Origin of the sequence: Rhodococcus sp. PML026 (genome assembly GCF_000963615.1) — a bacterium.
Lineage (GTDB): Bacteria > Actinomycetota > Actinomycetes > Mycobacteriales > Mycobacteriaceae > Rhodococcoides > Rhodococcoides fascians.
In genome coordinates, this window is the sequence record NZ_KQ031373.1 from 512,374 (window position 1) to 537,906 (window position 25,533).

Genomic DNA, 25,533 nt, shown 5'->3' on the forward strand with positions numbered 1-25,533 from the left:
TCTGGCGCATACATATCCTCCGCACTTATCGCACGAAGTACGTCGTCCGTTACAGGATCGAGACAGCTCATCTTCGCGTCGAGACCGAATCGGCGCAACCCGGTGATCTTCTCGTGTTCTGTCGGCTAATTATCGGCCTTCAATACAGGTGCCGGAAGATCACATCGCTGTATTTCGTATTTCGGCACCCGGTCGAATCGATAACCGGCATAGAACAACGAACGTTTCACATTCCGGACGAACAGATCCTTCGTCAACGGTGCTCGGTAGGACGTCAGCATTTCTTGGGTGTCCGGGCAGGTCAACGCCACCTGAGCTTCGGTCACCCAGTCCTCGTCCATGTACCAGGGCAGGTACGGATGGATGCCGACCAGCCCCAGATCGGCGACGACCCAGTCCGGGTAGAGGTTCTTGTCGTGACCGATGCGGCCGTTCTCGAGGCGTTCGGTGTGCGATGCCAACGGGTACGCCAGCCCCATCTGATCGATGACCCGCACGTCGAGGCCGACGTTCATGCTCGTCATCCCCAGGTTGAGGAAGTAGACGGTGTGACCGAATCCACCCTCGGGGATCGGGAGGGGCGGCGGGACGACATCCCAGTAGGTGAATTGCGCGGACGGCAGCAGCAATCCGCCGTCCGGGGTGTCGTCGATCGCCTGAACCATCGCCCGCATCCGCGGATAGTCGAGATAGTCCGACGCCAGGATCGGATGAGCGTGCCCGGTGTTGAGCGAATAGAACGCTCGTTCGTCGACGATTCCGCTTCGTCCGACGATCGAGCCCTGGGGCATTCCCGTCGTGTTCGCCGCAATCACAGCCCAGACGACGATCCCACCCCAGACGAATACATCTGCGACGAAAACAGCAGTCGCACGATTACCGGACCATCGTTGCGGGAGCGCGACGGGCAATATCGAAATGGGCAACAGCAGCGTGAACAGGGCGGGCAACAATGTTCGCCCGTGCATGAAATCGCCACCGACTCGAATTGCGTAGACCGCGAGCAACAATCCACTGACGAGCACGAATACGACGACAGCGGTCGGCGTGCGCAACGCGGCGAGCAGGCCGCCCACTGATCTGGGAAGCGTCGGGCGCACTCGTGTCACCGACAGGGCGGCACCGAGCAGGAGCAGCACCAGCGGGAGCCACAGTAGGTACGGTCCCATCAGGTTGGTCAGATACGCCCACCCTTGCGACCACTTGGCACCGCCGGCGTCCTTGGACACTGCGGTGTTGGGGTACGGAAGGCCGTAGTAGCCCATACGCCAAATTTGGTACAGCACGGGAACCGCGCCGGCGAATGCGAACACGCGCAGCCTCGACAACCACGTCTGTGGGGCGAGGAAAAGCATCGCCAGTGCCAGAACCGACACGATGGACAGCTCGGGGCGCACCAGCGGGCCCAGGCCCGCGAAGAAGGCCAGCAGCAGCAGTTCGACGCCACCGCCGCGGCGTTGCCCCCACCGCACCATCAGCAGCCACAAAACCGCCAGCCAGAAGATGACCAGGCAGGTCTCTAGCCCGGACGTCGCGAAGTCACGGGCCGGCGGTACCGCGATGTACACCAGGACGCCCGCGGGGAGGAAGAGAGTGCGTGACGCAGTGCGACCACGCAGGGCGAATGTGCCGATCATCGCGATGACGACGGCCGCTGTGGACAGCACGAGCGCGATCGTCAGGACCACGTACTCGAGCCGGCCGTCGCTGAGCCAGCTACCCGCGTAGACGAGGTACGTCCAGATGGTGCTCGTGTTGGTCTCGACCCGCTCGCCCGCATTGAACACCGGGCCGTTGCCGGCCAACAGGTTGCGGACGGTGCGCAGGACGATCAGGCCGTCGTCGGCGATCCAGCGACGTTCCCAGGCACCCCACAGAAACAGGGCACCGGTGACGACGGTCCCGACCCAGAAGACCGCCCTGGTCGAGACCGCCGGTGCCGGGGTGTCTTCTCGCGTGTCTCGCTGGTCAGGCGAGGTAGACAGCGACACCAACCACTCCGATCCACGCTATGGCGAGTAGCTGGAGAACCCTGTCTCCCAACGCGATCTCTTCGGGTTCGCCTGCCTCGCCGCCGTCTACGTCCACTGCGTATCGCAGGATTGCGATAGTAAACGGAATCATCGAGATGGCGAACCAGTTGGAGTCCGTTTCGGCGTCCTGTTGAAAAGCCCACAGGCCGTAGCAGATGACGACGGCCGTCGCGGACAGCGTCCACACGAAGCGCAGATATGTCGTGGTGTAGTTCTCGAGCGACTTACGGATCTTCGCCCCGGTGCGTTCGGCCAGTTGCAGCTCGGCGTAGCGCTTGCCTGCCGCCATGAACAGCGAGCCGAACGCCATGATCAGCAGGAACCACTGCGAGAGCGGGATCGAGGCAGCGACGCCACCGGCGATCGCGCGGAGCAGGAAGCCCGAGGAGACGATGCAGATGTCGAGGACGGCCTGGTGCTTGAGGCCGAAGCAGTACGCCAGCTGGATGACGATGTAGACGCCGATGACCAGCGCGAGCTTCCAGTTCGCGAAGAACGACAGGCCGACGGCGAGCCCGAGCGACACCACGGCCATCGCGTAGGCGATCGTGACGGGCAGGACTCCTGCAGCGATCGGCCGGAACCGCTTGGTGGGGTGCGCGCGGTCGGCCTCGACGTCCATGGCGTCGTTGACCAGGTAGACGCCGGAGGCGGCGAAGCAGAACACGATGAACGCGAGCGCGACGGACAGCAGCACGTCGCGATCGGTGACCGAGCCTGCCGCCAACGGCGCGGCCAGGACCAGCACGTTCTTGACCCACTGACGCGGGCGAAGCGCCTTGACGATGCCGTCCGCCAGATTCTTCGGCGGTGCGCCTACGGGTGCGGCATCCTCGCTCATTTGTCTCCTTCGAACTTCACGACGGCAGCAGCCGTCAACGCGCCGAGTGCAGATCCGGCCAGCACGTCGGTGGGGTAATGGACTCCGAGCACCAAGCGCGAGAGCAACATGGGTGGGACGAGGACCGCCGGTAACGGTAGCCCGGTCACGCGGCCGAGGAGAACCGCAGCCGCTGTGGTGGATGTCGCATGTGACGACGGGAAACTCAGCTTGCTCGGCGTCGAGACATTGATCCGGACGGCCGGATCGTGGGGACGTGGCCTGCGCACGATGCGCTTGATGACGATGGACGCGGCATGCGATCCGACGGCACCGACGGCCACCGACGCCCACTGGCGTCGCCGCGGCGCGTCCAGAGCAGCGCCGATACCTGCGATCGCCACCCAGCCGAGGGCATGTTCGCCGAAGTGCGACATCCCGCGCGCAACGGTGATCGCACCGGGGGCGCTACCGACCGTGGCCTGCACCTTCTCGAGGATGCGCACTTCGGTCGGCACCTCGGTCTGGCCTTTACGCCTGGTAACGAAAGACACGTTCCCACGTTTCCTTACTGGTCAGGTGCGGCACGGCATCACGGTAGCGGGCCTTGAGAGCAGGGAATTCGGCTGCCAACTGTTTGCGCAACGACAGCGCTTCCTTCAGCAACGCCGCGGCCTGCGCGCGGTCGCGCTTGCGGTAGACGACGCCCCGACCGTCCGCGGTGGTGACGGTGACGCCGTCGACCTGGGACAGCAGGAACCAGCGTGCGTCGAGAGTCGGCACGTTGAGCTGCGGACGCTCGTGGTGCTGCTCGTGCGCAGGCTTGACGTTGTGCAGCAAGCCCTTGGCCAGACGACGGACCTTGGAGATCGGGTTGGTCGGCAGGCCGACGGCTCCGACTTCCTCACCCGATGCGAGCGGCAACTCCGTGGAACTGCCGACAACGACGGCGTCCGGGAATTCCTTGCGCAGTGCATGCACCGTCGGCAGCGCCGTGGGCAGAATCTCGAGGATGTGCTCGGGACCGGCCAGGAAGTCACGGATCGCAAGGTTCTGGATGGCGACCGTCGAGTACTCGAGGCACAGCAGGTGTTTGACGGTGGCCTTGATGGTGTCGAGCACCAGGCCCTTGCCGTCGCCGGGCATGTGCAGCGACGCGACAACGAGACGGTTGCGCAGGTGGAAGTACGCCTGCCAGTCGATGGCGTCGTCCTTGTCGCTCCACGCCATGTGCCAGATCGCGGCACCCGGCAGCGTCACCGTCGGGTAGCCGGCTTCGCGTGCGCGCAAGCCGTATTCGGCGTCGTCCCACTTGATGAACAGGGGCAACGGCTGCCCGAGTTCCTCGGCGACGACGCGCGGGATCATGCACATCCACCAGCCGTTGTAATCGACGTCGATGCGGCGGTGCAGCAGCTTGCTGGTGCGCAGCGGGTCCTCGGAGAAGTCGTGGTCGTATTCGACGTTCTGCGCGCCGGTCCACATGAAGTTCCCGCGGTCGATCACTTCACCCATGACGTGCAGGTGACTACGCGCCTGCAGATTCAGCATCTGGCCGCCGACGAGCGTGGGCACCTTGGCGAAACGCGACATCGCCAACGCCCGCAGAATCGAGTCGGGCTCGATCTCGATGTCGTCGTCCATGAACAGAATGTGTTGGCAAGCAGTGTTGTTCAGCGCCTCGTACATGATCCGGCTGTAGCCGCCGGACCCACCGAGGTTCGCCTGATCGTGGATCGCGAGACGGCCACCGAGCGCAGCAGCGGCCTCGTCGAAGCCGGGTTCGTCCTTTGCCTTGCGGGTGCCCTGATCCGGCATGATCACGGCCTGGATCACGTCGAGCACCAACGGGTCCGAGCCAAGGGCGACAAGCGCTTTGACGGCGTCGGTGGGTCGATTGAACGTGGGGATGCCGACGGCGACGGTCGCCTCACCGGGAGCGTCGATCGGCGCGTACCAACCGGCGCTTTCGAGGACCACCTCGGAATCGGAGGTGATGTCGAACCAGATCCACCCGCCGTCCTCGAACGGGCCGAGGTCGATCAGAAACTCTTGCGCCGCATCGCCGTCCACGGCCTCGCGGCCCTCGACGTGGATGCGCGACGCATCGGCCTTGGACCGGTAGACGTCGATTCGGCAGTGGCCGGACACCTCGACGCGCAACACCACGGACTTCAGGATGCTGTAGCGCCGCCAGTAACTCGCCGGGAATGCGTTGAAGTAGGTGCAGAACGACACCTCGGACTCGCCGCCGATGGTGAGCGAGGTACGCGAGAGCGAGTGCGCGCGTTTGGCATTGGTGGTCGCTTCTTCGAGGTACAGCGTGCGCACGTCGAGCGGCTCACCCGACCGGGGCAGCAGTACTCGCTGCAACAGCGATTTTCCGAGGACCGGCGCGACGTCTGCCACCCCGTCCTCGAGCAGGTGCTTGGCGGTCATTTGTCCCCCGCCAGGGCGGTGCCGGTCTCGAAGTGCGGGGCCAGGGTGTTGTCGTACATGTTCAGTGCGCTCGCGATGGCCATGTGCATGTCGAGGTACTGGTACGTGCCGAGTCGACCACCGAACAGCACACCGTTGGAGGCCGTCTCGGCCTTCGCGCGGTTGCGGTACGCCTCGAGCTTCTGCCGATCGTCGGGGGTGTTGATGGGGTAGTACGGCTCGTCGCCGCTCTCGGCGAAACGTGAGAACTCGCGCATGATGACCGTCTTGTCGGTCGGGTACTCACGCTCGGGATGGAAGTGGCGGAACTCGTGGATCCGAATGAACGGCACGTCGCCGTCGTTGTAGTTCATCACCGGCGTTCCCTGGAAATCGCCGACCGGGAGCACCTCGGTCTCGAAATCGATGGTGCGCCAGCCCAATTCGCCCTCGGAGTAGTCGAAGTAGCGGTCCAGCGGCCCGGTGTAGACGATCGGGGCGTTCGGGCTCTCGGCGACCAACTCGTCGCGAACATCGAACCAGTCGGTGTTCAGGCGGACGTCGATCTTCTCGTCGCGTGTCATGTTCTCGAGCCACGCGGTGTAGCCGTCGACCGGCAGCCCCTCGTAGGTGTCGTTGAAGTAGCGGTTGTCGAAGGTGTAGCGCACCGGCAACCGGGTGATGTTGCCCGCGGGCAGTTCCTTCGGATCGGTCTGCCACTGCTTGGCCGTGTAGTCCCGGATGAACGCCTCGTAGAGCGGACGTCCGATCAACGAGATCGCCTTCTCCTCGAAATTCTGCGCGTCCTTGGAGTCGAACTCACTGGACTGATCCTCGATCAGGGCCCGCGCCTCGGCCGGGGAGAAGAACTTTCCGAAGAACTGCGAGATCAGCCCCAGGCCCATCGGGAACTGGTACGACTGACCGTTGTGCAGCGCGAAGACGCGGTGCTGGTAGCCGGTGAAGTCGGTGAACTGGTTGACGTAGTCCCACACGCGCTTGTTGGACGTGTGGAACAGGTGCGCACCGTACTTGTGAATCTCGATACCCGTCTCGGGCTCGGCTTCCGAGTACGCGTTGCCGCCCAGGTGGTGCCGCCGGTCGAGAACGAGAACACGCTTGCCCAGCTGGGACGCCGCCCGTTCTGCCACGGTCAGACCGAAGAACCCGGATCCGACGACGATGAGGTCGTAGCGGCCGGTCGCGGTGGCGTCGGAAGAGGTGGTCTCGGGGCTTACAGCAGTCACGGGCAACCAGGGTATCCGACGATCGTGACGGCTCCACCCCGCCAGGCATCGCCCGGCCGGTCCGGTGTCAACCCGGCAGGCGTCGGAGCAGGTAGGTATCCATCACCCAGCCGTGTGCCTCTTTGACCTCGGCGCGGGCGCGGCGAATGTCGTCGAGCACGTCGTCGAGCGGCCCGGCCACGAGCTTCTCGTCGGTCGTACCCAGGTTGGCTCCCCAGTGGATGCCCCACCCTGCGCCGGTCAGCGCACTGCAGGCCAGGTTGCCGTCGAGCATGACGACGAGGTTGTCCAGCCCGGCTGCGACGTCGCCGGCCAGGTTCCTGCCGGTGGTGATGACGATCGGGCCCCCGATGCGATTGAGCACGAGTCGATGACTCGCCGCCAGCATGGACACGCTGGAGATGCCGGATGTGACATCGAACTCGATGTCGCCGCGCAGTTCGGCGATCCGCTCGACGACGCGGATGGTGCTGTCGTAGAGCGCCGGGTCGCCCCAGACGAGAAATCCGACGACGGTGCCGTCGGCGAGACCGTCGAGCACGTCGGCGTACGCCCGGGCGCGGGCGTCGTGCCAATCGAGGACCGCGGTCTCGTACTGCCGAGGTGACCGGTCGCGTGGGGGATCGGGCACCTCGATGACCCGGTAGCTGCCACCGTGGTGGCGCTCGAGGATCTCCTGCCTGGCTGCTGCCAGATCCCCGACGGACGCGCCCTTGTCGGCCACGACGAACACGTCCACGGCCCGCAGCTTCTCGACGGCCTGCACCGTCACCTGATCCGGGTGACCACCGCCGATGCCGATCAGATGGATTTTCACGAGCGGTCCCGGCAGGCGTCGTACAGGTGGGATTCGGCGACGACGCGACGAGCGAGAGCAGGACCGACGAGGATCACTGCGGCCTGACGCAGGCCGGCGGCCTCGACCTGGTCGGCGATGTCGGCCAGAGTGCCGCGCAGAACCATCTCGTCGGGCTTGCTGGCATGAAAGACGACCGCGGCGGGGCAGTCCGAGCCGTAGAACTGCGCCAACTCGTCGGCGAGGACACGGGTACGGGTGATGGCCAGATGCAAAGCCAACGTGGCGCGAGTGGCGGCGAAGTTGGCCAGCGCCTCGGTGTCCGGCATCGCCGTCGAGCGGGCCTGCGCGCGAGTGAGGACCACCGATTGCGTCACCTCGGGAACGGTCAGCTCGACGCCCAACGTGGCCGCAGCGGCCGCGTAGGCGGGCACTCCCGGCGTGATGTCCCACGGCACACCCGCGGCGTCGAGTCGAGCCGACTGTTCTGCGATCGCGGAGTAGAGGGACGGATCACCCGAGCACAGGCGTGCGACGTCGTCCCCGCGCTGGTCGGCGGCGACGAGTTCGGCGGTGATGGCATCGAGATCGAGCTTCGCGGTGTCGACCAGGCGAGTACCGACCGAGCAATGTTCGAGGATCGCGTCGTCGATGTAGGTACCGGCGTAGACACACACCGGACTGGATCGCAGGAACTCGACGGCCCGCAACGTGAGCAGGTCTGCCGCTCCGGGTCCGGCTCCGATGAAGTGCACAGTCACAGGTGGAAAGCGTAGGTGACGCGCCCGACGCGCCGCGCCATTGGAACTTCCCGGCTGTGGCTAACTGTCAAGCTAAGGTTTAGCCTTGTGTCTGATGGGACTCATGTTGCTGATGTGATTCATATTGTTCAGCAGTGGGAGATCCTACGACGCGTACCTACCACCAACCAGGGAGTACCGCCTTGCCGAACCGTCGAACGAAGCCGTCGATCGTTCTCGGTGCTGTCGCACTACTCGCCGTCGCGACCCCGTTTGCGGTCGCTGGGCTGACAGACAGCACGACCACCGGAGTTCGACCGGCCAACGAGACAACCCCGGTCACCGTGCCGACGAAGATCGTCGAGACCGCGCTGAGCGCAGCACCGGACATCGTCATTCCGCTGCAGGAGCTCACCGGCCTGCCGCTGCCCGATCTGCGGCTCTCCGATCTGAAATACCTGCCGCTGCCGGACTCCATCGTGATCCCGCCGATCGAGATTCCCGACATCCCGGGTCTCACGACGCCGGCTCCGGGTGGCGCAACCGCGCAGGCCCCGATCCCCAGGGTGGACGCCTCGGCACCGGTCAATCCTGAAGCTGCCGACCCCACCGGGCCGCCGCTCGGAGCGGCAGTCAAGGAGATCTCGCAGGACACCCCGTTCAGCATGGTGGCGTTGACCTCCGAGCAGCTGAACGGCGCGAGCGCACAGGTTCGACGTCAGCTCGAGGACGGATCCTGGGGCCCGTGGCTGCAGACCGCACCGGTGGATACCACTGCGAGCGACGCCGTTCCCGCTGCGGAAAAGCAGGGCACCGAACCGATCTTCGTGGGGCTCACCAAGGCCGTGCAGGTGCTGTTGACTCCGCTGACGAGCAGCGCTGCTCCCGAAAGCTTTGCAACGCCGCCGGTTCCGGAGGTCCCGGTTGTTCCGCTGCCTTCCGATGCCACTGCACCTGCTCCCGCCGTTGCGGAGCAGCCTTTGGGCTACACACCCGCGTCGTCGAGCAAGCCGCTGCGCCAACAGGATCCGGCACCGACAGAGCCTGCTGCGCCCGAAGCCGCTCCTGAGGTGTCGGCCGAGCAGTTGGCGTCGGCAGTGAGCGACATCAGCGCCGTGCTCATCACCCCCGGCACGTCCCCCGCCGATTCGGCGTTGAGCGACCTCGCTACTCCGGTGGCGGGCGATGCAGGTCCCAACGTCATCACCCGCGCCCAGTGGGGTGCCGACGAGTCGATCCGTTGCGCCAACCCGACAATCGACGATTTCATCGGCGGTGCCACCGTGCACCACACCGCGGGCAGCAACGACTACTCGAAGTCCGAGTCGGCCGAGATCGTCCGCGCCATCTACGCGTACCACGCGCAGACTCTGGGCTGGTGCGACATCGGCTACAACGCACTCGTCGACAAGTACGGCCAGATCTTCGAGGGTCGCGCCGGCGGCTTGGACAAGCCGGTCCAGGGTGCGCACGCCGGTGGATTCAACGAGAACACCGTCGGAGTGGCCATGATGGGCGACTACTCCACTCAGGATCCGTCGCAGGAGACCGTCGATTCGGTCGGCAAGTTCCTCGGCTGGCGACTCGGCAAGGCCGGTCTGGATCCCAAGGGGACCACGACGATGACCTCCGAGGGAACGGATTTCACGTTCATCGGCAAAGGCAAGACCGTCGACCTGCCGGTGATCTTCGGTCACCGCGACGTCGGCAACACCGAATGCCCCGGTGACGCCGGATACGCCAGGCTCGGGGAGATCCGCGACATCGCGGCCGCGAACCTCGGCGGTGGCGGCGATGTCACACCGGCAGCACCCGAGACCGCGCCCGATGCCACCGCACCGGATACCGCGGTGACCGACCCGGCACCGTCACGCCCGGGCACGGACGTCAGTTCGACTCTGGGCGAGAACATCCCGGCCCTGGTCGCAGAATTGCAGCGCCTGGCGTCGACGAGCCCCGTCGCGCAGAAGTGGTTGTCCTCGGGCGGCGAAACCGGCGCTCTCGGCGTACCGGTCAGCGGCCTGGTTCAGGTCAGCGGCGGCCGCGAGAAGGCGCAGTTCCAGAACGGCGAGATCATCACCAACATGGCCGGCCAGGCCGTGGCCGTCATCGGCAAGATCTTCCAGCAGTACCTGCAGCAGGGCGGTGTCGACGGCGTCCTCGGTCTGCCGCTCACCGACGAGTTCAAGGTGCCGGAGGGCTTCCGAACGGACTTCGAGAACGGTTCGCTCATCTTCAACGAGCTCACCGGCATCGTGACCACGGTCATCAAGACGTACAACGACACCTACAACGCAGAAATGCAGAAGCCGGTCGCCGCGCCGGTGGAGCCGGCACCTGTTGCCGAGCCCGCTCCGGCACCGGAGCCCGCACCCGCGGGCTGAGTTCAGACAGTCGACAAGGGCCGAGTCACCGTGGTGACTCGGCCCTTGTCGTGTTCGATGCGCCGCTCTATCAGCGAATCACCACCAGCGTTCGAGTACCTGCGCCACTCCGTCGTCTGCGTTGGTGACGGTCACTTCGTCCGCGGCGGCGACGGCGGCCGGATGCGCGTTGCCCATGGCGACGCCCAGGCCGACCATCGACAGCATCGGGACGTCGTTGGGCATGTCCCCGAAGGCGACGATATCGGCGACGTCCACGGACAGCGTCTCGGCGACCTTCGCCAGGCCCGACGCCTTCGTGACGCCCGGCGCCGACAGTTCGATGAGCCCGTTGTCGGTGGAGAAGGTCAGGTCGGCGCGGCCGGAGATCAGCGGCGAGAGAATGTTTGCCATATGGCCGCTGGTCGATCCCGACAGACGTATCAGCAGCTTCACCGCGGGGACGTCGACGACGTCGTCCTCGGACATCTCGACGTTGTCGGGATTGAGCCACGCGTGCTCGTAGCCGGGCGAGCTGACGAACTGCGGCGTCGCCGCGTCGTGCGCCGATCGACCGACGCGCTCGGCCGCGAGACCGCAGCCGGGTAGCGCGCGGTACGCGACGTCGGCCAGCCACTGCAACGTCTCGACATCGAGGGTCTCCGCACTGAGCACGCGATCGGTGGCCGCGTCGTAGATGACCGCACCGTTGGCGCACACCGACATCGGCGCGTATCCGAGACCGTCGACGACGGGGTGGATCCACCGCGGCGGCCTGCCGGTGGACAGCACGAACGGCACTCCGTCCGCTACGACGGCTGCGACAGCTCGCTTGGTGCGTTCACTGACACGTTCGTGCTGGTCGAGCAGGGTCCCGTCGACATCGCTGGCGACGAGGCGAGGGGCGAGGCGGGCGGTGTTCGGCGCGTTGGTCATCGTGACGTCATTCTGCCCTAGTGTCGAAGGACCCTGTTTTCGACATGCACGTCTTCGATGTGGAAGGAACGGTAGATGACATCCGTGAACCGTCAGATCCGCTTGGCTCAGCGGCCCGTGGGGCGTCCCGACGAGTCGACGTGGGATCTCACCGAGGAACCCATCCCCACCCCGGGCGACGGGGAATTCGTCGTCACCGTCGACTACGTCTCCCTCGATCCCGCCATGCGCGGTTGGCTCAACGATGCGCGCTCGTACGTGCCTCCCGTCGGCATCGGTGAGGTGATGCGTGCTCATGCCGTCGGCCGCGTCCTCGAGTCCCGGCATCCGGATTACGCTGTCGGCGAAGTCGTTTCGGGCTCGTTCGGCGTCACCGAGCATGCGATCTCGGACGGGTCGGGAGTGCAGAAGGTCGACGAATCGATCGCACCGGCACCCACCTGGCTCGGTGCCCTCGGCTTCCCGGGATTGACGGCCTACTTCGGGTTGATGGACGTCGGCAAGCTGGCCGAGGGCGACACCGTCGTCATCTCCGGGGCGGCTGGCGCCGTCGGCAGCATCGCGGGTCAGATCGCGAAAGCCAAGGGAGCCACCGTGATCGGGATTGCCGGCGGACCCGAGAAGTGCGCCTGGCTCACCGAGGAGCTGGGCTTCGACGCGGCGATCGACTACAAGAACGAGTCGGTGTACAAGGCCCTGAAGGCCGCCGCACCGAAGGGCATCGACGTCTATTTCGACAACGTCGGCGGCGAGATTCTCGATGCGGCGCTCTCGCGCCTGCGTAAGGGTGCGCGAGTGGTGTTGTGCGGGGCCATCTCCGGCTACAACGCCACCGAACCGCAGCCCGGACCCGCGCACTACCTGTCCCTGCTGATCAACCGTGCGTCGATGACCGGGTTCATCATCTTCGACTATCTCGACCGCTACCAGGAAGGCGTCGACGCTCTGTCGGAGCTGCTCACCAGCGGCAAGATGACCGCGCGCGAGCAGATCGAGATCGGCGGAATCACGGCGTTCGGATCGACGCTCAACCTGTTGTTCGACGGTGCCAATACCGGCAAACTCGTCCTCGAGGTCGGCGAACGTACCCACGATTCGGAATTATGAGGACGACTCGTTCGTTGAACCCCACGTATCGCTCGATAGAGAACTAGGAGAGCACATGTCTGCAGCCACCGAAACCGCCATTCTCGCCGGAGGATGCTTCTGGGGAGCCGAAGAGCTCGTCCGCAAGCTGCCCGGGGTGGTCTCCACTCGCGTCGGCTACACCGGCGGTGAAATCCCCAACGCGACGTACCGCAACCACGGCAACCATGCCGAAGGCCTCGAAGTGGTCTACGACCCCACCCAGACGTCGTACCGGGATCTGCTGGAGTTCTTCTTCCAGATCCACGATCCCACCACGAAGAATCGTCAGGGCAACGACATCGGAGCCAGCTACCGCTCGGCCATCTTCTACCTGAACGACGAGCAGAAGCGCCTGGCCGAGGACACGATCGCCGATGTCGACGCGTCGGGCCTGTGGCCGGGCAAGGTCGTCACCGAGGTGACCCCGGCAGGAGATTTCTGGGAAGCCGAGCCCGAGCACCAGGACTACCTGCAGAAGTACCCCGAGGGCTACACCTGCCACTGGGTTCGCCCGGACTGGAAGCTGCCGCGTCGCGCAACCGCCTAGGAGCGGCTGCGCCGCATGTGCATGGAACTTCGTAGCCTGCTACGAAGTTCCGTGCACATGGGTAGGCGTAACGCCCATTCCGGACGGCCGACGGTCCACAGGTAGAACTACCGCGCACATGGAAGCCGAACTTGCGACACTGATCCGGTGACACCCGACAGAACCCCACGGTCGATGGCCGACGTCCTTCGTTCGCCGCGCTTCTGGCTCGCTCCGATCCTTGTCGTCTCGACCCTCATGTCGTTTCTCGCGGCCCTGTATCTGGGCGGCGTTCTCGATCCACGGGGCAACTTGCACGATCTGCCCATTGCGATCGTCAACCAGGACGAGGGCGACACCCTTGCGGGTGAGCAACGCAATATCGGCAACGACATCGTCGACGGATTGATTCAGAACGTCGATTCCGAGAAGGTCGCGTTCCGCGAGGTCGGCCCTGCGCAGGCCGAATCGTTGTTGTCCACGGCCGAGGTCTACGGCTCCATCGTCATCCCCAGTGATTTCACCAAGAGAATGGGAATCCTGGCCGAGGGCAGCATCATTCCCGGTGATATCGAGAAGCCGATCATCACCGTCTACACCAATCCGCGGGCGGGTAGCTTCGGGATGTCGCTCGTGACCGGAGTGGCCACTCCTGCCTTCGAATCGGTGAATCAGACCGTGGGCCAACAGATCACCGATCAGGTTCGCCAGCAGCTCGGCGACACTCCACTGGCCGGCGCGAGCGCACTGACGTTGGCGCAGCCGATCGATGTGATTGTTGCCCAGCACGATCCACTGCCCGACGGTACCGGCGGTGGCCTGTCTGCGTTCTACTACGCGCTACTGCTCGTCTTGGCGGGATTCACCGGTGCGACCATCGTCAGCACCCTCGTCGACGGCTTATTGGGGTTCACTCCCACCGAAATCGGCCCGAAGTACATCCACCGCGGACCCACCCGGATCAGCCGGTTCCAGACGCTGTTGGTCAAGTGGCTGGTGATGTTCGTTCTGGCCATGCTCGTATCCGCCCTGTACCTACTGATCAGCCACTTGCTGAGCATGCCCATCACCCATGCGTGGACCCTGTGGATGTACGGCGCGTTCGCGATCACCGCCGTCGGATTCACGGCGCTGGCGGTGATGTCCGCATTCGGCACAGCAGGGTTGCTGGTCAACTTGGCCGTCTTCATCATCCTGGCCCTGCCGTCCTCGGGTGGCACGATTCCTCTCGAGGCGAGCCCGCCGATTTTCACGTGGCTGGCCCAGTTCGAGCCGATGCATCAGATCTTCCTCGGCACCCGATCGATCCTGTACTTCAACGCCTCGCCCGACGCCGGCCTGCTGCATTCGGTGGGTATGACGTCCCTCGGACTGCTCATCGGGCTCGTGTTCGGCCTGGTATTCACCCTTCTCTACGACCGCAAGGGCCTCGACAGAAGCCTCGATTCTCCGGGTGTCATCAGCTGACGCCGGTACACTCGATCCAATGCTTGCTGTCAACCCAGCCGGGAGCGTCGCACCTCGACGGGCCGTCCGCGCTTACCTCGACGTCGCCATCGTCGTTCTCGTGCTCGTGGGCACCAACCTCATCGCACACTTCACCACGGTGTGGGCGAGTATCGCGACGGTTCCGATCGCCGCCGTTCTCCTGGTGATCCTGTCGAACCGTCGCGGACTCGGATGGGCCGAGCTGGGACTGTCACCCAAGCAGTGGAAGACGGGTTCGCTCTACGCACTCGGTGCCGTCGGCATCGTCCTGACGGTCATGGCCATCGGTGCATTACTGCCGATGACGCGGCCCTTCTTCATGGCCGATCGCTATGCCACCATCTCCGCGGCGCTGGTCGCCTCGATGATCGTCATCCCGCTGCAAACGGTCATCCCGGAAGAACTCGCGTTCCGTGGAGTGCTGCACGGCACGTTGGGCCGCATCTACGGTGCCCGCGGAGTCTTCGCGGCGGGATCTCTACTGTTCGGCCTGTGGCACATCGCGTCCTCGCTCGGCCTGACCGCCGGGAACGTGGGACTCAGCGGATTTCTCGGCGGCGGGCTGTTCGGGCAAATCGTCGGGATCGCGCTCGCAGTCGTCGCGACCGCCGCCGCCGGGGTCGTCTTCACCTGGCTGCGCAGTCGAAGCGGGAGTCTCATTGCACCCATCGCCCTGCACTGGTCGTTGAACGGACTCGGCGCACTGGCCGCAGCACTCGTGTGGCACGCATCGACGAGCTGAGCGACATGAAAGACGAGCTGCACCAATACCTTCGGATCGCTCGCCAGAACATGCTGTGGAAGCTCGACGGCCTCACCGAATACCAGAAGCGACGACCGATGACGCCGACGGGAACCAACCTCTTGGGGTTGGTCAAACACCTCGCCATCGTCGAATACGGCTACTTCGGCCTCACGTTCGGTCGTGAGTTTCCAGCTCGTTTCGCGGAATTGGAAGCAGAGGGCATGGCCCGGCTGAATTCCGACATGTGGGCCACCGCCGAAGAATCGTCGGAATCCATTGTCGCCCTGTACCGCGAGGCGTGGACGTATGCCGACAAGACCATCGATTCACTCGACCTGGATGCAGCGGGACGCGTCCTGCACTGGCCTGCGGACAAACAAGAAGTGACGTTGCATCGCGTACTGGTGCATCTGTGCATCGAAACGAATCGACATGCCGGACACGCAGACATACTGCGCGAATTGATCGACAACTCCGTCGGACTGCGCCTCGGCAACGAGAACATGGCCGACGGCGACGCAGCATGGTGGGCACAGTACCGATCCGAGTTGGAAACCGTTGCTCTAGAGGCTGATCAAGCCCGTCCCGCCGACTGAGCTATTTTCGGCTCGACGGCTATTTTCGCGGTGTACCTGTCCAACCGCGATCGATGACCCGATTCAGCGCGACGACAGCCTGCGCGGAAATCCCGGGCAGTGATCACTGTCCGTCTACCGTTCTTTTTCTCGATTCTCACGGCCTTCCCGGAGCGCAGCTTCGATACCGGTGTCGCCCCTGCTATCGAAGCGAAGACCCCAGCCTGCCCGATCGCGCATCGGATGCACGTCCGACACGGATGTACCCCAAAATGTCTTCGGCGATAATCTGCGCCCGCGGCCAACCACGCGTTGCCCACGCATCGATGCCACGATCCCCGGTGTGGAAGGGGTGGAATTACCAGGAGAAGGGGCAAAGTTTCGATGAGCGAGACGTATCGGGAATTTCCGGCCATGGCGACTGTTTGCGCCCACGTGCTTGATAACGAGACCGCCGCCGAAACCGAGCTGAGCCCCAAGTCCTGGGTCCGCGAGCTGACCGAGCAGATTCTCGAGCAGGGCACCACCGAGGGGGCCGAGTATCAGGGTCTGCCTGTCGTGCTGTTCACGATCACCGGGGCGAAGTCCGGCAAGAAGCGGTACGTTCCCTTGATGCGCGTCGAAGCCGACGGCAAGTACGCCATGGTCGGTTCCAACGGTGCCGGTGCCACGAACCCGTCGTGGTACTACAACATCAAGGCAAACCCCACCGTCACGGTGCAAGACGGGACGAAGGTTCTCACCCTCCAGGCCCGCGAGCTCGACGGGGCCGAGCGCGAGAAATGGTGGACGCTAGCCGTCGGGTCCTTCGCTCAGTACGCCGAATTCCAGTCCCAAACAGACCGGCAACTCCCCGTCTTCATCCTGGAGTGACCCCGGCTGTGATCCCACTTCACGCCCCGTGCACGGGCGACACCCGACGTTAGGAACAGCCTTGAAGATCGGAATCTCCACCTTTGTCACCGACGACGGGATCGACCCGGTGTCGCTGGCTCGCGCCATCGAGGAGCGTGGATTCGACTCGCTGGTTGTTGCCGAGCACACTGACATCCCAGCCAGTAGGGAGACGGCGTTTCCCACCGGCGAAGAGATGCCCGACTTCTACTATCGGACGCTCGACCCCTTCGTCACTCTGGCAGCGGCCGCAGCGGTGACATCGAAGATCGAGCTGGTCACCGGTATCACCTTGCTCATTCAGCGTGATCCCATCACCACTGCAAAAGAATCCGCCAGTATCGACCTGATCTCACGGGGCCGGTTCGTATTCGGCGTGGGAGCGGGTTGGATCCTCGAGGAGATCCGCAACCACGGCACCGACCCGAAGACACGGGGTGCACTGTTGGACGAGCAGATCGAAGCAATCAAAGCCCTGTGGACGAACGAGCCGGCCGAGTATCACGGCAAGCACGTCGATATCGAACCCTCCTACCTCCGTCCCAAGCCGGTGCAGACACCGCACCCCCCGATATTCATCGGCGGTGCCTCCGATGCGACGGTGAAGCGCGTCATCCGGCACGACGGCGGGTGGATAGCCAACCCACAGCCCGTCGATGTCATGTCCGCGCGCATCGATGCGATGCGCGAAGGACTCGGGCACGACGTTCCGTTGCTACAGTTCGGCACCCCCGCGGATCCCGAGTACTGGCAAGCCTGCGAAGAGTTGGGATTCGGGCAGCTTGCGCTCATGCTGCCCACCGCGCCGCACGACGAATCGTTGAAAATCCTCGACGAGTACGCCGCGCTGGCGTCCGCGTACCGCGGGAGATAAAACCCTGGGCGCGTTCGGAAGTCGCGCCTCCACCCACACCGGTCCCCGCACCGATCCGGTGCGGGGACCGACCGAGCTTGCGTTCAGGAACCGGACGGCGCTGCCGGCGGTGCGGGAGGCGTCGCACCGTCAGCGGGTGCCGGCAGCGCGGGCGGAGTTGTGCCATCGGCCGGTGCCGGCGGCGCGGGCGGCGTCGCTCCGTCTTTTGGTGCGCACACCGCTCCCGGGCCACCTGCGCCCGGCCCACCCTTACCCGGACCACCATCGGCCGGTCCGCCCTTGCCCGGACCACCCGCGGGCGGGGCAGGCGGAGTTGCGCCGTTATCCGGCACGGCCGGAGTTGTTCCGTCCGCGGGTCCCGGTGGCGTCGGAACCGCGGGGACCGTAGATCCGTCGCCGGAATCCGTCGCCTCGGGGCTTGCCGGAACAGCAGGCACGTCCGACCCGCCGCCGCCATCGGTTCGCTGTCCGAGGGCAGACGACGACACCACGGTCGACACGCCAGGCGAGGCGTCGGGTCCGGTGGCTGCGAACACAGCCGCGGTCACCAGGGCTCCGACGGCGAGACCCGCTGCTGCGGTCGCGGCCAGCGGCACCCGTCCCTTCCACCGCTTCGGCTTGCTCTCCCGAGCGGTGCCGGGCTCGGGGTTCGATGCGGCGGGAATCGGTTGGGTCTGATCGTTCACGTTCACTCCTTGTTCGGACTGCGTCGTTCGTTTCGGTCTGTCACCGACACTGCCGCCGCTAGCTGAAGTCACCCTGAAGCCGAGCGCATCTTCAGGATCACTTCAGCTGGTGGGTGACAATCGAGGCATGACATACAGTTCCGCTCCCCGGGTGATGGTGGTGGAGGATTCGTTACCCATCAGGGAAGCGCTCGTGGCCGCGTTCGAGGACGCGGGTTTCACCGCCGTGTCCCTGCCCGACGGCGACGACTTCGAAACCACGATGGCAGGCTTCCGTCCGGATGTGGTGATCCTCGACGTCATGCTGCCCGGTGCACGGGACGGGTTCTATCTCATCGACGTCGTCCGGCAGAGCAGCGACGCAGGCATCATCATGGTCACCGCGAAAGATCAGCTGGCCGACCGGTTGCGGGGCCTGGGCGACGGCGCTGACGACTACGTGGTCAAGCCCTTCCAGCTCGACGAGGTGGTCGCCCGCGCCAAATCCGTGCTGCGGCGTCGTGGTCGTTCTTCCGACGCGGTCCAGGTCGGTGATCTACTGGTCGACGAGCCCGCCGGAGTGGTCACTCGGGCAGGTCAGGTTCTCGATCTGACGGCGACGGAGCTCCGCTTGGCCACGTTCCTCGTCGCACAACGCGGACGTACCGTCTCCAAAACCTCTATCCTGGAATCGGTCTGGGGCTACGGCGCGTACGACGGTAACCTGGTGGAAGTTCACATCAGTGCGTTGCGTCGCAAGATGGAAGCGCATGGGCCGCGGTTGATCCATACCGTCCGCGGCTTGGGTTATGCATTGCGGGCTCCGCAGTGAAGCGGACGCCGACCCCGTCGCTTCGGATGCGGGTGGTCGCCACCGTCGTCGTGTTGTTCGCGGCACTGCTGGTGATTATCGGATCGTCGGTGGATGTCGTTCTGGGTCAACAGCTTCGGCGTGATCTGGAGGCGCGGTTGTCGGATCGGGCAACTCGGGCTGTCGAGCTCGTGGAGAGCGGCGTCGGGCCCGGGGATCTGGTGCAGGCCCTGCAGGGCGACGCCATCCGAGTTCGGGTCACCGCTGCGGACGGCACGGTGTACGGCGCTCCCGGCAGCGGACCGCCTGGCCCGGACATCCGGCCTGCCACCCCGGCTCCGCCTGCGGGCCAGTCGCGAACTCCCAGTCCCCCTGGTCCGCCCGATCCTCCTGTGCCCCCGTCCGATTCGTTCGAGATCACCGAACCATTGCCCGACGGTTCGACGCTGTCTCTCCTCGGCGATACCACCGCCATAGCCGATGTGCGGCGACAACTGCGCATCCTCATGCTGGTAGCGGGTGCTGTGACGCTGCTACTGGCCGCCGCTGCGCTGACCTTTGCCGTGCGGCGAGCACTGTCCCCGCTGGACTCGATGACATCGGTCGCGCGCCGAATAACCAACGGCGACAGGGGTAGACGGCTGCTTCCCACCAAACCGAACACCGACCTCGGCCGTACTGCCTCGGCCGTGGACGAGATGCTCGACGCCCTCGAGGACGCCGAGCGCCGCGAGGCAGCAGCGGCGCGCACAGCCCGCCTCGCCGAGGAGGACATGCGGCGCTTTCTGGCCGACGCCGCACACGAGCTGCGCACTCCCGTCGCCGGCATCTCGGCGTTGGCGCAGTCGCTGCAGCGCGACGCCGAACATCGCCCCGATCGAGTCGCGCGCTGGAGCGAGCTGCTGGTCGGGGAATCGAGCAGGGCGTCACGATTGGTGGGCGACATGCTCGATTCCGTTCGTGCGGAGAGCACGTCGGATCTCGATGCAACCGATATCGATCTGGTCGACATCACCCGGCGCACAGTGGAGCGAGCAGCGCTACTGATGCCGGACATTCGGTTCGATGTCGATGCGACGCAACCGGTTCCGGTTCGAGTGGACGTCGGACGCATCGAACAGATCCTGTCGAACGTACTCGACAATGCCGGTCGCTTCACCCCGTCCGGCGGCACGATTCGGGTAGCGGTCGGCAGGGACACCCACGCATTCATCACCGTGGACGACGAAGGACCGGGTGTCGCGGAGGCAGACCGTGAGCGCATCTTCGAACGGCTCGTCAGGCTGAACTCCGCCCGTGACCGAGCGTCCGGCGGCGTCGGGCTGGGGCTGTCGATCGCTCGAACACTGGCGCGCGCCCACGGCGGCGAACTCGTCTGCCTCGCAGGGCCTTCGGGCGCGCGATTCCGGCTGACTCTCCCCCTGAACGCGTGAACACCTGAAGCACTGAAACCCCGAACATGTCGGCTATTCGACGATCAAGTCCATCAGCAGGCTGTCGTGCCAGCCGTCCGGTCCCTTCTCGTACTTGCGCATGATCCCGACCGGCTCGAAACCGACTGCGCTGTAACAGGCTATCGCTGCCGCGTTGTCGGCGGCGGGATCGATCACCAGGCGGTGATGACCGAGATCGACTGTCAGGTAGCGCACCAGCGTGCCTACCGCGTCCTTTCCGATGCCGCGGCCGTGTACCGCCGGATCGAGGAAGATGTCGATCGACGCGTGCCGGTACATCGGGTCGGTCTCTTCGCCGTACTGGATCAAACCGACTGTCGCGGAGCTTAATTCGACAACCAGGCGGATCTCTTCAGGGTTGTCGAACGGCCAGTTCTCGTCGGCGTCCTCGTCACCCCACCGCGCATGCACCTCGGGGGTGTGCAGTATTCGGCGTAGCTCCGGCACGTCCTCGGCGGTGATCGGCCGCAACACGACCCGTTCACCGCGGAGGTTCATGCCCGCCGACTACTCGACGCGCTTGGCCGCGCGTGCCGCCAGATCCTGGGCGTCGAGCTTGTCGGCTTCCTCCAGGGTCGGGGCACTGCCACCGAGTCGGGCCGGAACCCAGTACGCGCCGGGCTCGTGGTGGTAGCCCTCCTGAAGCTCGAGCAGCATCTTCTGCATGACCGACCGCAGCTTGTCGGTCAGTTCGTTCGGCGGCCCGACCGGCGCAATCAGTTCACCGACGGCAATGGAGATCGGAGTGTTGGTGCGGCCCAATCGCTTCGGGTAGCCCTTGGTCCACACTCGCTGCGCACCCCAGATGACCGTCGGGATGATGGGGACGCCGGCCTCGATGGCCATACGCGCTGCACCGGACTTGAATTCCTTGATCTCGAAGCTCCGGCTGATGGTGGCTTCGGGATACACGCCGACGAGTTCGCCCTTACGCAGACTGTCGACGGCCGCCTTGTACGACTGCGCACCGGCACCGCGGTCGACGGGGATGTGCTTGAGTGCGCGCATGATGGGGCCGGAGATCTTGTTGTCGAAGACTTCCTTCTTGGCCATGAAGCGGATGTAGCGCTTCACTCGCCGCGGCGGCAACCCGGCGTAGGTGAAGTCCATGTATCCGGTGTGGTTGACGGCGATGACCGCTCCACCGGTAGCAGGGATGTGCTCCTCGCCCTCGACCTCGAACTTCAGGCCCTCGAACGCGAACACTGTGCGAGCGATGCCGATGACTGATCGGTAGACGGGTTCCACAGTCGGTTAGCGTAGTCGGTGGACGGGGTCGGAGAAAGGTCCGGCCAGGAGCGCGGTCGGGTCGTGCGCAGTTCGAGAAGCTACGGGGGAGAGAATTCACGTGAAGAACAGAGCGGCTTCACCGCGGCGCAGCCGGGTCTGCCGAACCGCGCTGCCGCTGATAGCGATGATTGCGCTGGTCGGTGCCTGCGATTCCGCGGTCGGGATCCCATCCGATCAGGCCGCAGCCCCGTCCAGCAGCAGTGCAGGGTCCACCGCCGAGTCCGCGAATGCCGCCGGGTCGAGCACCCCAGAGCCCACCACCACCCCGGCACCGCCGCCCATCCCACCGGGTCCGCCCGTCGGCGAAGCCCCCGGAAATCCTGCGGCCGCCGCGGCACTACGGCCGTTCGTCAACGATCTCACCGGCGGCGGAATAGGTGTCGTCACCGCGAGGTGCTGGACTGTGCCGCCGACCGACATTCCGACGATGTACTTCGACACCGGCGCCATCCTCGCAGCGGTGGCGGCTCCCGCGGTCGACGGTCAGTACGCGGTGACGTGGACCGGACCCGCGGCAACGGTCGCCATCAAACGCAGCGAGATCGCGTCGGGCTACGCCTGCCCTACCGTCTATCCCACCGGCACGACGCCGGTGTTCGACGCGACGGACGCGGTCTACACCGTCGATCGCTATCTGGGACGCATCGCCGGTATCCCCGTCAATCGGGGCGACGTCGAAGAGAGCTACCCGCTGGTGTGCGACAGCCGCGGCACGTGGGATCCGAACGGCACCGGGTCTCCTACTGCCCCACCTCTAGCCGAGAACCCGGCAATTCTGCCGAGCATCACCTCGTTCGATCCCGACAGTGTGTTCGTGACGGCTCAGAACGGCGTCTACACGCAGGTCAATGCAGACATCATCGACGCCTCGGGGGTCTACCAGAACCGCACGTTCCTGCTGGCGATCGGCGGCGAGGGCTACTGCATCGGCGACATCGCCTGATCCTGCATTACTTCAGGACATCGGTCCCGACGAAGGGCACGAGGGCTTCCGGAACCCGGACGGTGCCGTCGGCCTGCTGGTGGTTTTCGAGGATCGCCACAATCCACCGCGTGGTGGCGAGGGTGCCGTTCAGGGTGGCGGCGGTCTGAGGCTTGCCGTTCTCGTCGCGGTATCGCACGCCGAGGCGTCGGGCCTGGAAGGTCGTGCAGTTCGAGGTCGAGGTGAGCTCGCGGTATGCCTTCTGCGTGGGGACCCATGCTTCGCAGTCGAACTTGCGCGCGGCCGAGGACCCGAGGTCTCCGCCTGCGGTATCGATGACGCGGTAGGGCAATTCGACTGCGGCGAGCATTTCCTTCTCGTACTGCAGCAGCTTCCGGTGCTCGGCCGCCGCGTCCTCGGGCTTGATGTACGAGAACATCTCGATCTTGTCGAACTGATGGACGCGGATGATGCCGCGGGTGTCCTTGCCGTAGCTGCCCGCTTCACGACGGAAGCACGACGACCAGCCTGCGTAGCGCTTCGGGCCGTCGGCGAGGTCGATGATCTCGCCCGAGTGGTAGCCGGCGAGAGCAACTTCGGAGGTTCCGACGAGGTAGAGGTCGTCGGCTTCGAGGCGGTAGATCTCGTCTGCGTGTGCGCCGAGGAAGCCGGTTCCCGACATGATCTCCGGCCGCACGAGAACCGGCGGGATCATCATGGTGAACCCGTTCTTGACGGCCTTCTGCGCGGCGAGCTGAAGCAGCCCCTGCTGCAGCAACGCGCCGTAGCCGGTCATGAAGTAGAAGCGCGAGCCCGAGACCTTGGCACCGCGTTCCATGTCGATCAGGTTCAGCGACTCGCCGAGTTCGAGGTGGTCCTTCGGCTCGAAATCGAACTCCGGGATCTGCCCGACGGTCTCGAGAAGGACGAAGTCGTCCTCGCCGCCTGCGGGCGTGCCGTCCTGGACGATGTTGGAAATCGCGCGATGGGCCGCGTCGAGGGCTGCGTCGGCCTCGGCTTCGGCGGCCTGGGCGGCCTTGACCTTCGCGGCGAGTTCCGATGCGCCGGCGAGTAGCGCGGGGCGGTCCTCGGCGGAGGCCTTACCGACCTGCTTTCCCAGCGCCTTCTGCTCGGCACGCAGCTGATCGCCGGCCAGAACCGCGGCCCGGCGGGATGCGTCGGCATCCAGAAGTGCGTCGACGAGAGCGGGGTCCTCGCCTCGGGTGCGCTGCGAGGCGCGCACTGCGTCGGGGTTCTCGCGAAGCAATTTCAGGTCGATCACGAGAGCAAACCTTACTTGCCGAGCAAGCCCAGGTAGTCCTCGCGTCCGAACATCGTGGCTGCGTCGATCGCCGAGGGGTGGCCGCCGTGTGGGTCGGCTCCGCCGTCGACGAGCAGCCGCACCACCTCGTCCTCGCCTTTGAACACAGCGCCCGCGAGTGGGCTCTGACCCTTGTCGTTGGCCTTGTTCACATCGGCACCGCGTTCGACCAGCACCCGTACCGCATCGGCGTGACCGTGATAGGCGGCCAACATGAGCAGGGTGTCCCCCGACTCGTTGTGCAGATTCACCGGAACTCCGGCGTCGACGTAACTCGCCAGACCGACGGCGTCACCGGTACGTGCCATTGCGAACAGTCGACCGGCCAGCTCACTGAGGTCGTCGTCACCCGTTGGGTCGCTCATGTCGACCGAACATACTCGGGCATGATGGAGGGCGATGTCCGCTACAGAACCAGACCCCACGACGAGCGAGAGTCGGAGAACTCTCTCGGCCACCACTGCTCGACGCGGCCTCGCCATGGTGGCCGTCGGTGCAGTCCTGGCCGCGGGGGCAACAGTGTTCCTGTCCGGCGGATTCTCGACTCCCGAGAAGATCACCACGCATTCGACGGCCAGTGGCCCCGCCACCGCAGGTCCGGTGTCCGCGAAGTCCTTCGGTGCCGCCGACCCGGGCGTATGCCTGCAGTGGACGCCCACCGACGATCCCGAAACCGATCGTCAGGACCTCAGCGAAGTGCCGTGCGCCGACGCCCACCGCTTCGAGGTGGCCCGCGACATCGACATGAGCGTCTACCCCGGCATCGAATTCGGCCCTGGCGCGCCGTACCCGGGAGCGCTGCGCTTCGGCGAACTGCGCGACGAGCACTGCACCGCCGCCGTCGACGGCTACGTCGGTGCCAAGTTCGACCCGAACGGCCGCTACGGCGTCGGCCTGATGTTCCCCAGCCAGGCCGGATGGGCCAAGGGCGAGCGCACGCTGCGGTGCGGTGTGCAGATGCCGTCGAACACCGGTGCGCTGCTCGAGATGACCGGCTCGATCCTCGACCAGGACCAGTCCAAGGTGTGGCCGACGGGCACGTGCATCGGAATCAACCAGAACGTGCCTGCCGACCCGGTGGACTGCTCGACTCCCCACGCGTTCGAGGTTGCCTCGGTGATCAACCTCACGCAGCAGTTCCCCGGCGGGCATCCGTCGGAAGGCGACCAGGACGCGTACCTGGAGAAGACCTGCACCGACGCCGTCAACGGATACCTCGGCTCGGAGAACGCGCTGCGGGACAAGACGTTGACGTTGTTCTGGGACACGATCGACGTCTCGAGCTGGCTCGCCGGTAGCCGTCAGGTGACCTGCTCGGTGGGCAAGGAACTCGACTCCGGTGGATTCGCGACCATCGTCGGCAGCGCGAAGGGCGACATCCTCATCAACGGTGCCGCGCCCGTACCGCCGCCCGCAGCCCCCGACGGCCGCGCCCTCCCGACTCCGCTGCCCGGTGCCGCTCCGATCACCACCGGAGGCTGACATCC

At 65.4% G+C, this 25,533-nt stretch carries 25 protein-coding genes; 12 read left to right on the forward strand and 13 right to left on the reverse strand.

Annotation, left to right across the window (positions count from 1 at the left end):
- Positions 1–125: 125 nt before the first annotated feature.
- The 7 genes from zomB to cobM form a co-directional block, all read right to left on the reverse strand.
- Positions 126–1,991, reverse strand: a complete 1,866-nt coding sequence (gene zomB / locus VF34_RS12990; RefSeq protein ID WP_032374175.1) for an arabinofuranosyltransferase AftB family protein — start codon at positions 1,989–1,991, stop codon at positions 126–128.
- A complete protein-coding gene (locus VF34_RS12995; protein WP_027494814.1) occupies positions 1,969–2,874 on the reverse strand; it encodes a decaprenyl-phosphate phosphoribosyltransferase in 906 nt (301 codons plus the stop codon). Before VF34_RS12995 ends, zomB begins: the two co-directional genes overlap by 23 nt.
- Entirely contained in the window at positions 2,871–3,407 is a 537-nt protein-coding gene (locus tag VF34_RS13000; RefSeq protein ID WP_174557191.1) for a phosphatase PAP2 family protein, read from the reverse strand. Before VF34_RS13000 ends, VF34_RS12995 begins: the two co-directional genes overlap by 4 nt.
- A complete protein-coding gene (locus VF34_RS13005; RefSeq protein WP_032374176.1) occupies positions 3,385–5,292 on the reverse strand; it encodes a glycosyltransferase in 1,908 nt (635 codons plus the stop codon). Before VF34_RS13005 ends, VF34_RS13000 begins: the two co-directional genes overlap by 23 nt.
- Entirely contained in the window at positions 5,289–6,518 is a 1,230-nt protein-coding gene (gene glf / locus VF34_RS13010) for a UDP-galactopyranose mutase (protein ID WP_032366753.1), read from the reverse strand. Before glf ends, VF34_RS13005 begins: the two co-directional genes overlap by 4 nt.
- Positions 6,519–6,585: 67 nt before the next feature.
- Positions 6,586–7,335: a precorrin-6A synthase (deacetylating) gene (gene cobF, locus VF34_RS13015; protein ID WP_032374177.1), complete on the reverse strand. Its 750-nt coding sequence runs from the start codon at positions 7,333–7,335 to the stop codon at positions 6,586–6,588.
- Positions 7,332–8,075 carry a precorrin-4 C(11)-methyltransferase gene (gene cobM, locus VF34_RS13020; protein ID WP_032374178.1) on the reverse strand — a complete coding sequence of 248 codons (744 nt, stop codon included), beginning with the start codon at positions 8,073–8,075 and terminating at the stop codon, positions 7,332–7,334. The genes cobF and cobM overlap by 4 nt, the downstream gene beginning before the upstream one ends.
- A 182-nt stretch (positions 8,076–8,257) precedes the next feature.
- Here cobM and VF34_RS13025 point away from each other — a divergent pair, with 182 nt between their 5' ends.
- The gene (locus VF34_RS13025) at positions 8,258–10,438 is read left to right on the forward strand and encodes an N-acetylmuramoyl-L-alanine amidase (RefSeq protein WP_032374179.1); all 2,181 of its coding nucleotides are present in this window, start codon (positions 8,258–8,260) and stop codon (positions 10,436–10,438) included.
- 78 nt (positions 10,439–10,516) lie between these two features.
- On the opposite strand, the gene VF34_RS13030 is transcribed toward VF34_RS13025, so the two are convergent.
- On the reverse strand, positions 10,517–11,353 hold the full coding sequence (locus VF34_RS13030; protein ID WP_032374180.1) for a Cof-type HAD-IIB family hydrolase: 837 nt from the start codon (positions 11,351–11,353) through the stop codon (positions 10,517–10,519).
- 75 nt (positions 11,354–11,428) lie between these two features.
- Between VF34_RS13030 and VF34_RS13035 the strand changes: the two genes are divergently transcribed.
- From VF34_RS13035 to VF34_RS13065, 7 genes are all read left to right on the forward strand, one after another.
- Positions 11,429–12,460 (forward strand): NADP-dependent oxidoreductase, encoded by a 1,032-nt coding sequence (locus VF34_RS13035; RefSeq protein ID WP_032374181.1) that lies wholly within the window; start codon positions 11,429–11,431, stop codon positions 12,458–12,460.
- 55 nt (positions 12,461–12,515) lie between these two features.
- Positions 12,516–13,028: a peptide-methionine (S)-S-oxide reductase MsrA gene (gene msrA / locus VF34_RS13040; RefSeq protein ID WP_032374182.1), complete on the forward strand. Its 513-nt coding sequence runs from the start codon at positions 12,516–12,518 to the stop codon at positions 13,026–13,028.
- 147 nt (positions 13,029–13,175) lie between these two features.
- Complete coding sequence (locus tag VF34_RS13045; RefSeq protein WP_371828123.1) at positions 13,176–14,474, forward strand: YhgE/Pip domain-containing protein; 1,299 nt, start codon at positions 13,176–13,178, stop codon at positions 14,472–14,474.
- A 19-nt stretch (positions 14,475–14,493) separates the two neighbouring features.
- Entirely contained in the window at positions 14,494–15,237 is a 744-nt protein-coding gene (locus VF34_RS13050; RefSeq protein ID WP_032374184.1) for a CPBP family intramembrane glutamic endopeptidase, read from the forward strand.
- Between the two features lie 5 nt (positions 15,238–15,242).
- Positions 15,243–15,836 (forward strand): DinB family protein, encoded by a 594-nt coding sequence (locus VF34_RS13055; RefSeq protein ID WP_045841681.1) that lies wholly within the window; start codon positions 15,243–15,245, stop codon positions 15,834–15,836.
- A 414-nt stretch (positions 15,837–16,250) separates the two neighbouring features.
- The gene (locus VF34_RS13060) at positions 16,251–16,688 is read left to right on the forward strand and encodes a nitroreductase family deazaflavin-dependent oxidoreductase (RefSeq protein ID WP_032374285.1); all 438 of its coding nucleotides are present in this window, start codon (positions 16,251–16,253) and stop codon (positions 16,686–16,688) included.
- A gap of 61 nt (positions 16,689–16,749) precedes the next feature.
- Positions 16,750–17,583 (forward strand): LLM class F420-dependent oxidoreductase, encoded by an 834-nt coding sequence (locus tag VF34_RS13065; protein ID WP_032374185.1) that lies wholly within the window; start codon positions 16,750–16,752, stop codon positions 17,581–17,583.
- A gap of 83 nt (positions 17,584–17,666) precedes the next feature.
- Here the strand turns inward: VF34_RS13065 and VF34_RS24340 are convergent, their stop codons facing one another.
- Entirely contained in the window at positions 17,667–18,269 is a 603-nt protein-coding gene (locus VF34_RS24340; protein WP_155289565.1) for a hypothetical protein, read from the reverse strand.
- 127 nt (positions 18,270–18,396) lie between these two features.
- On the opposite strand from VF34_RS24340, the gene VF34_RS13075 reads away from it, so the two are divergent.
- Both VF34_RS13075 and VF34_RS13080 read left to right on the forward strand, forming a co-directional pair.
- Complete coding sequence (locus VF34_RS13075; protein WP_080733310.1) at positions 18,397–19,080, forward strand: response regulator transcription factor; 684 nt, start codon at positions 18,397–18,399, stop codon at positions 19,078–19,080.
- Positions 19,077–20,492 carry a sensor histidine kinase gene (locus VF34_RS13080; protein ID WP_155289566.1) on the forward strand — a complete coding sequence of 472 codons (1,416 nt, stop codon included), beginning with the start codon at positions 19,077–19,079 and terminating at the stop codon, positions 20,490–20,492. Before VF34_RS13075 ends, VF34_RS13080 begins: the two co-directional genes overlap by 4 nt.
- 33 nt (positions 20,493–20,525) lie before the next feature.
- Here the strand turns inward: VF34_RS13080 and VF34_RS13085 are convergent, their stop codons facing one another.
- The gene (locus VF34_RS13085) at positions 20,526–21,011 is read right to left on the reverse strand and encodes a GNAT family N-acetyltransferase (protein ID WP_032374188.1); all 486 of its coding nucleotides are present in this window, start codon (positions 21,009–21,011) and stop codon (positions 20,526–20,528) included.
- A gap of 9 nt (positions 21,012–21,020) precedes the next feature.
- On the reverse strand, positions 21,021–21,761 hold the full coding sequence (locus VF34_RS13090; protein ID WP_032374189.1) for a lysophospholipid acyltransferase family protein: 741 nt from the start codon (positions 21,759–21,761) through the stop codon (positions 21,021–21,023).
- A gap of 100 nt (positions 21,762–21,861) precedes the next feature.
- Here VF34_RS13090 and VF34_RS13095 point away from each other — a divergent pair, with 100 nt between their 5' ends.
- Positions 21,862–22,746, forward strand: a complete 885-nt coding sequence (locus VF34_RS13095) for a hypothetical protein (protein ID WP_032374190.1) — start codon at positions 21,862–21,864, stop codon at positions 22,744–22,746.
- A 7-nt stretch (positions 22,747–22,753) separates the two neighbouring features.
- Here VF34_RS13095 and serS read toward each other — a convergent pair whose 3' ends face one another.
- Both serS and VF34_RS13105 read right to left on the reverse strand, forming a co-directional pair.
- Complete coding sequence (gene serS / locus VF34_RS13100) at positions 22,754–24,007, reverse strand: serine--tRNA ligase (protein WP_032374191.1); 1,254 nt, start codon at positions 24,005–24,007, stop codon at positions 22,754–22,756.
- 11 nt (positions 24,008–24,018) lie between these two features.
- Complete coding sequence (locus VF34_RS13105) at positions 24,019–24,411, reverse strand: ankyrin repeat domain-containing protein (RefSeq protein WP_032366735.1); 393 nt, start codon at positions 24,409–24,411, stop codon at positions 24,019–24,021.
- Positions 24,412–24,445: 34 nt separating this feature from the next.
- Between VF34_RS13105 and VF34_RS13110 the strand changes: the two genes are divergently transcribed.
- Complete coding sequence (locus tag VF34_RS13110) at positions 24,446–25,528, forward strand: septum formation family protein (RefSeq protein WP_027494837.1); 1,083 nt, start codon at positions 24,446–24,448, stop codon at positions 25,526–25,528.
- Positions 25,529–25,533: the final 5 nt, after the last annotated feature.

Bases quoted from the DNA above. Each gene is read 5' to 3' on its own strand.
- VF34_RS12995 (WP_027494814.1), bottom strand. From the start codon at position 2,874: ATGAGCGAGGATGCCGCACCCGTAGGCGCACCGCCGAAGAATCTGGCG.
- VF34_RS13005 (WP_032374176.1), bottom strand. From the start codon at position 5,292: ATGACCGCCAAGCACCTGCTCGAGGACGGGGTGGCAGACGTCGCGCCG.
- VF34_RS13030 (WP_032374180.1), bottom strand. From the start codon at position 11,353: ATGACCAACGCGCCGAACACCGCCCGCCTCGCCCCTCGCCTCGTCGCC.
- VF34_RS13035 (WP_032374181.1), top strand. From the start codon at position 11,429: ATGACATCCGTGAACCGTCAGATCCGCTTGGCTCAGCGGCCCGTGGGG.
- msrA (WP_032374182.1), top strand. From the start codon at position 12,516: ATGTCTGCAGCCACCGAAACCGCCATTCTCGCCGGAGGATGCTTCTGG.
- VF34_RS13050 (WP_032374184.1), top strand. From the start codon at position 14,494: ATGCTTGCTGTCAACCCAGCCGGGAGCGTCGCACCTCGACGGGCCGTC.
- VF34_RS13055 (WP_045841681.1), top strand. From the start codon at position 15,243: ATGAAAGACGAGCTGCACCAATACCTTCGGATCGCTCGCCAGAACATG.
- VF34_RS13075 (WP_080733310.1), top strand. From the start codon at position 18,397: ATGACATACAGTTCCGCTCCCCGGGTGATGGTGGTGGAGGATTCGTTA.
- VF34_RS13085 (WP_032374188.1), bottom strand. From the start codon at position 21,011: ATGAACCTCCGCGGTGAACGGGTCGTGTTGCGGCCGATCACCGCCGAG.
- VF34_RS13105 (WP_032366735.1), bottom strand. From the start codon at position 24,411: ATGAGCGACCCAACGGGTGACGACGACCTCAGTGAGCTGGCCGGTCGA.
- VF34_RS13110 (WP_027494837.1), top strand. From the start codon at position 24,446: ATGTCCGCTACAGAACCAGACCCCACGACGAGCGAGAGTCGGAGAACT.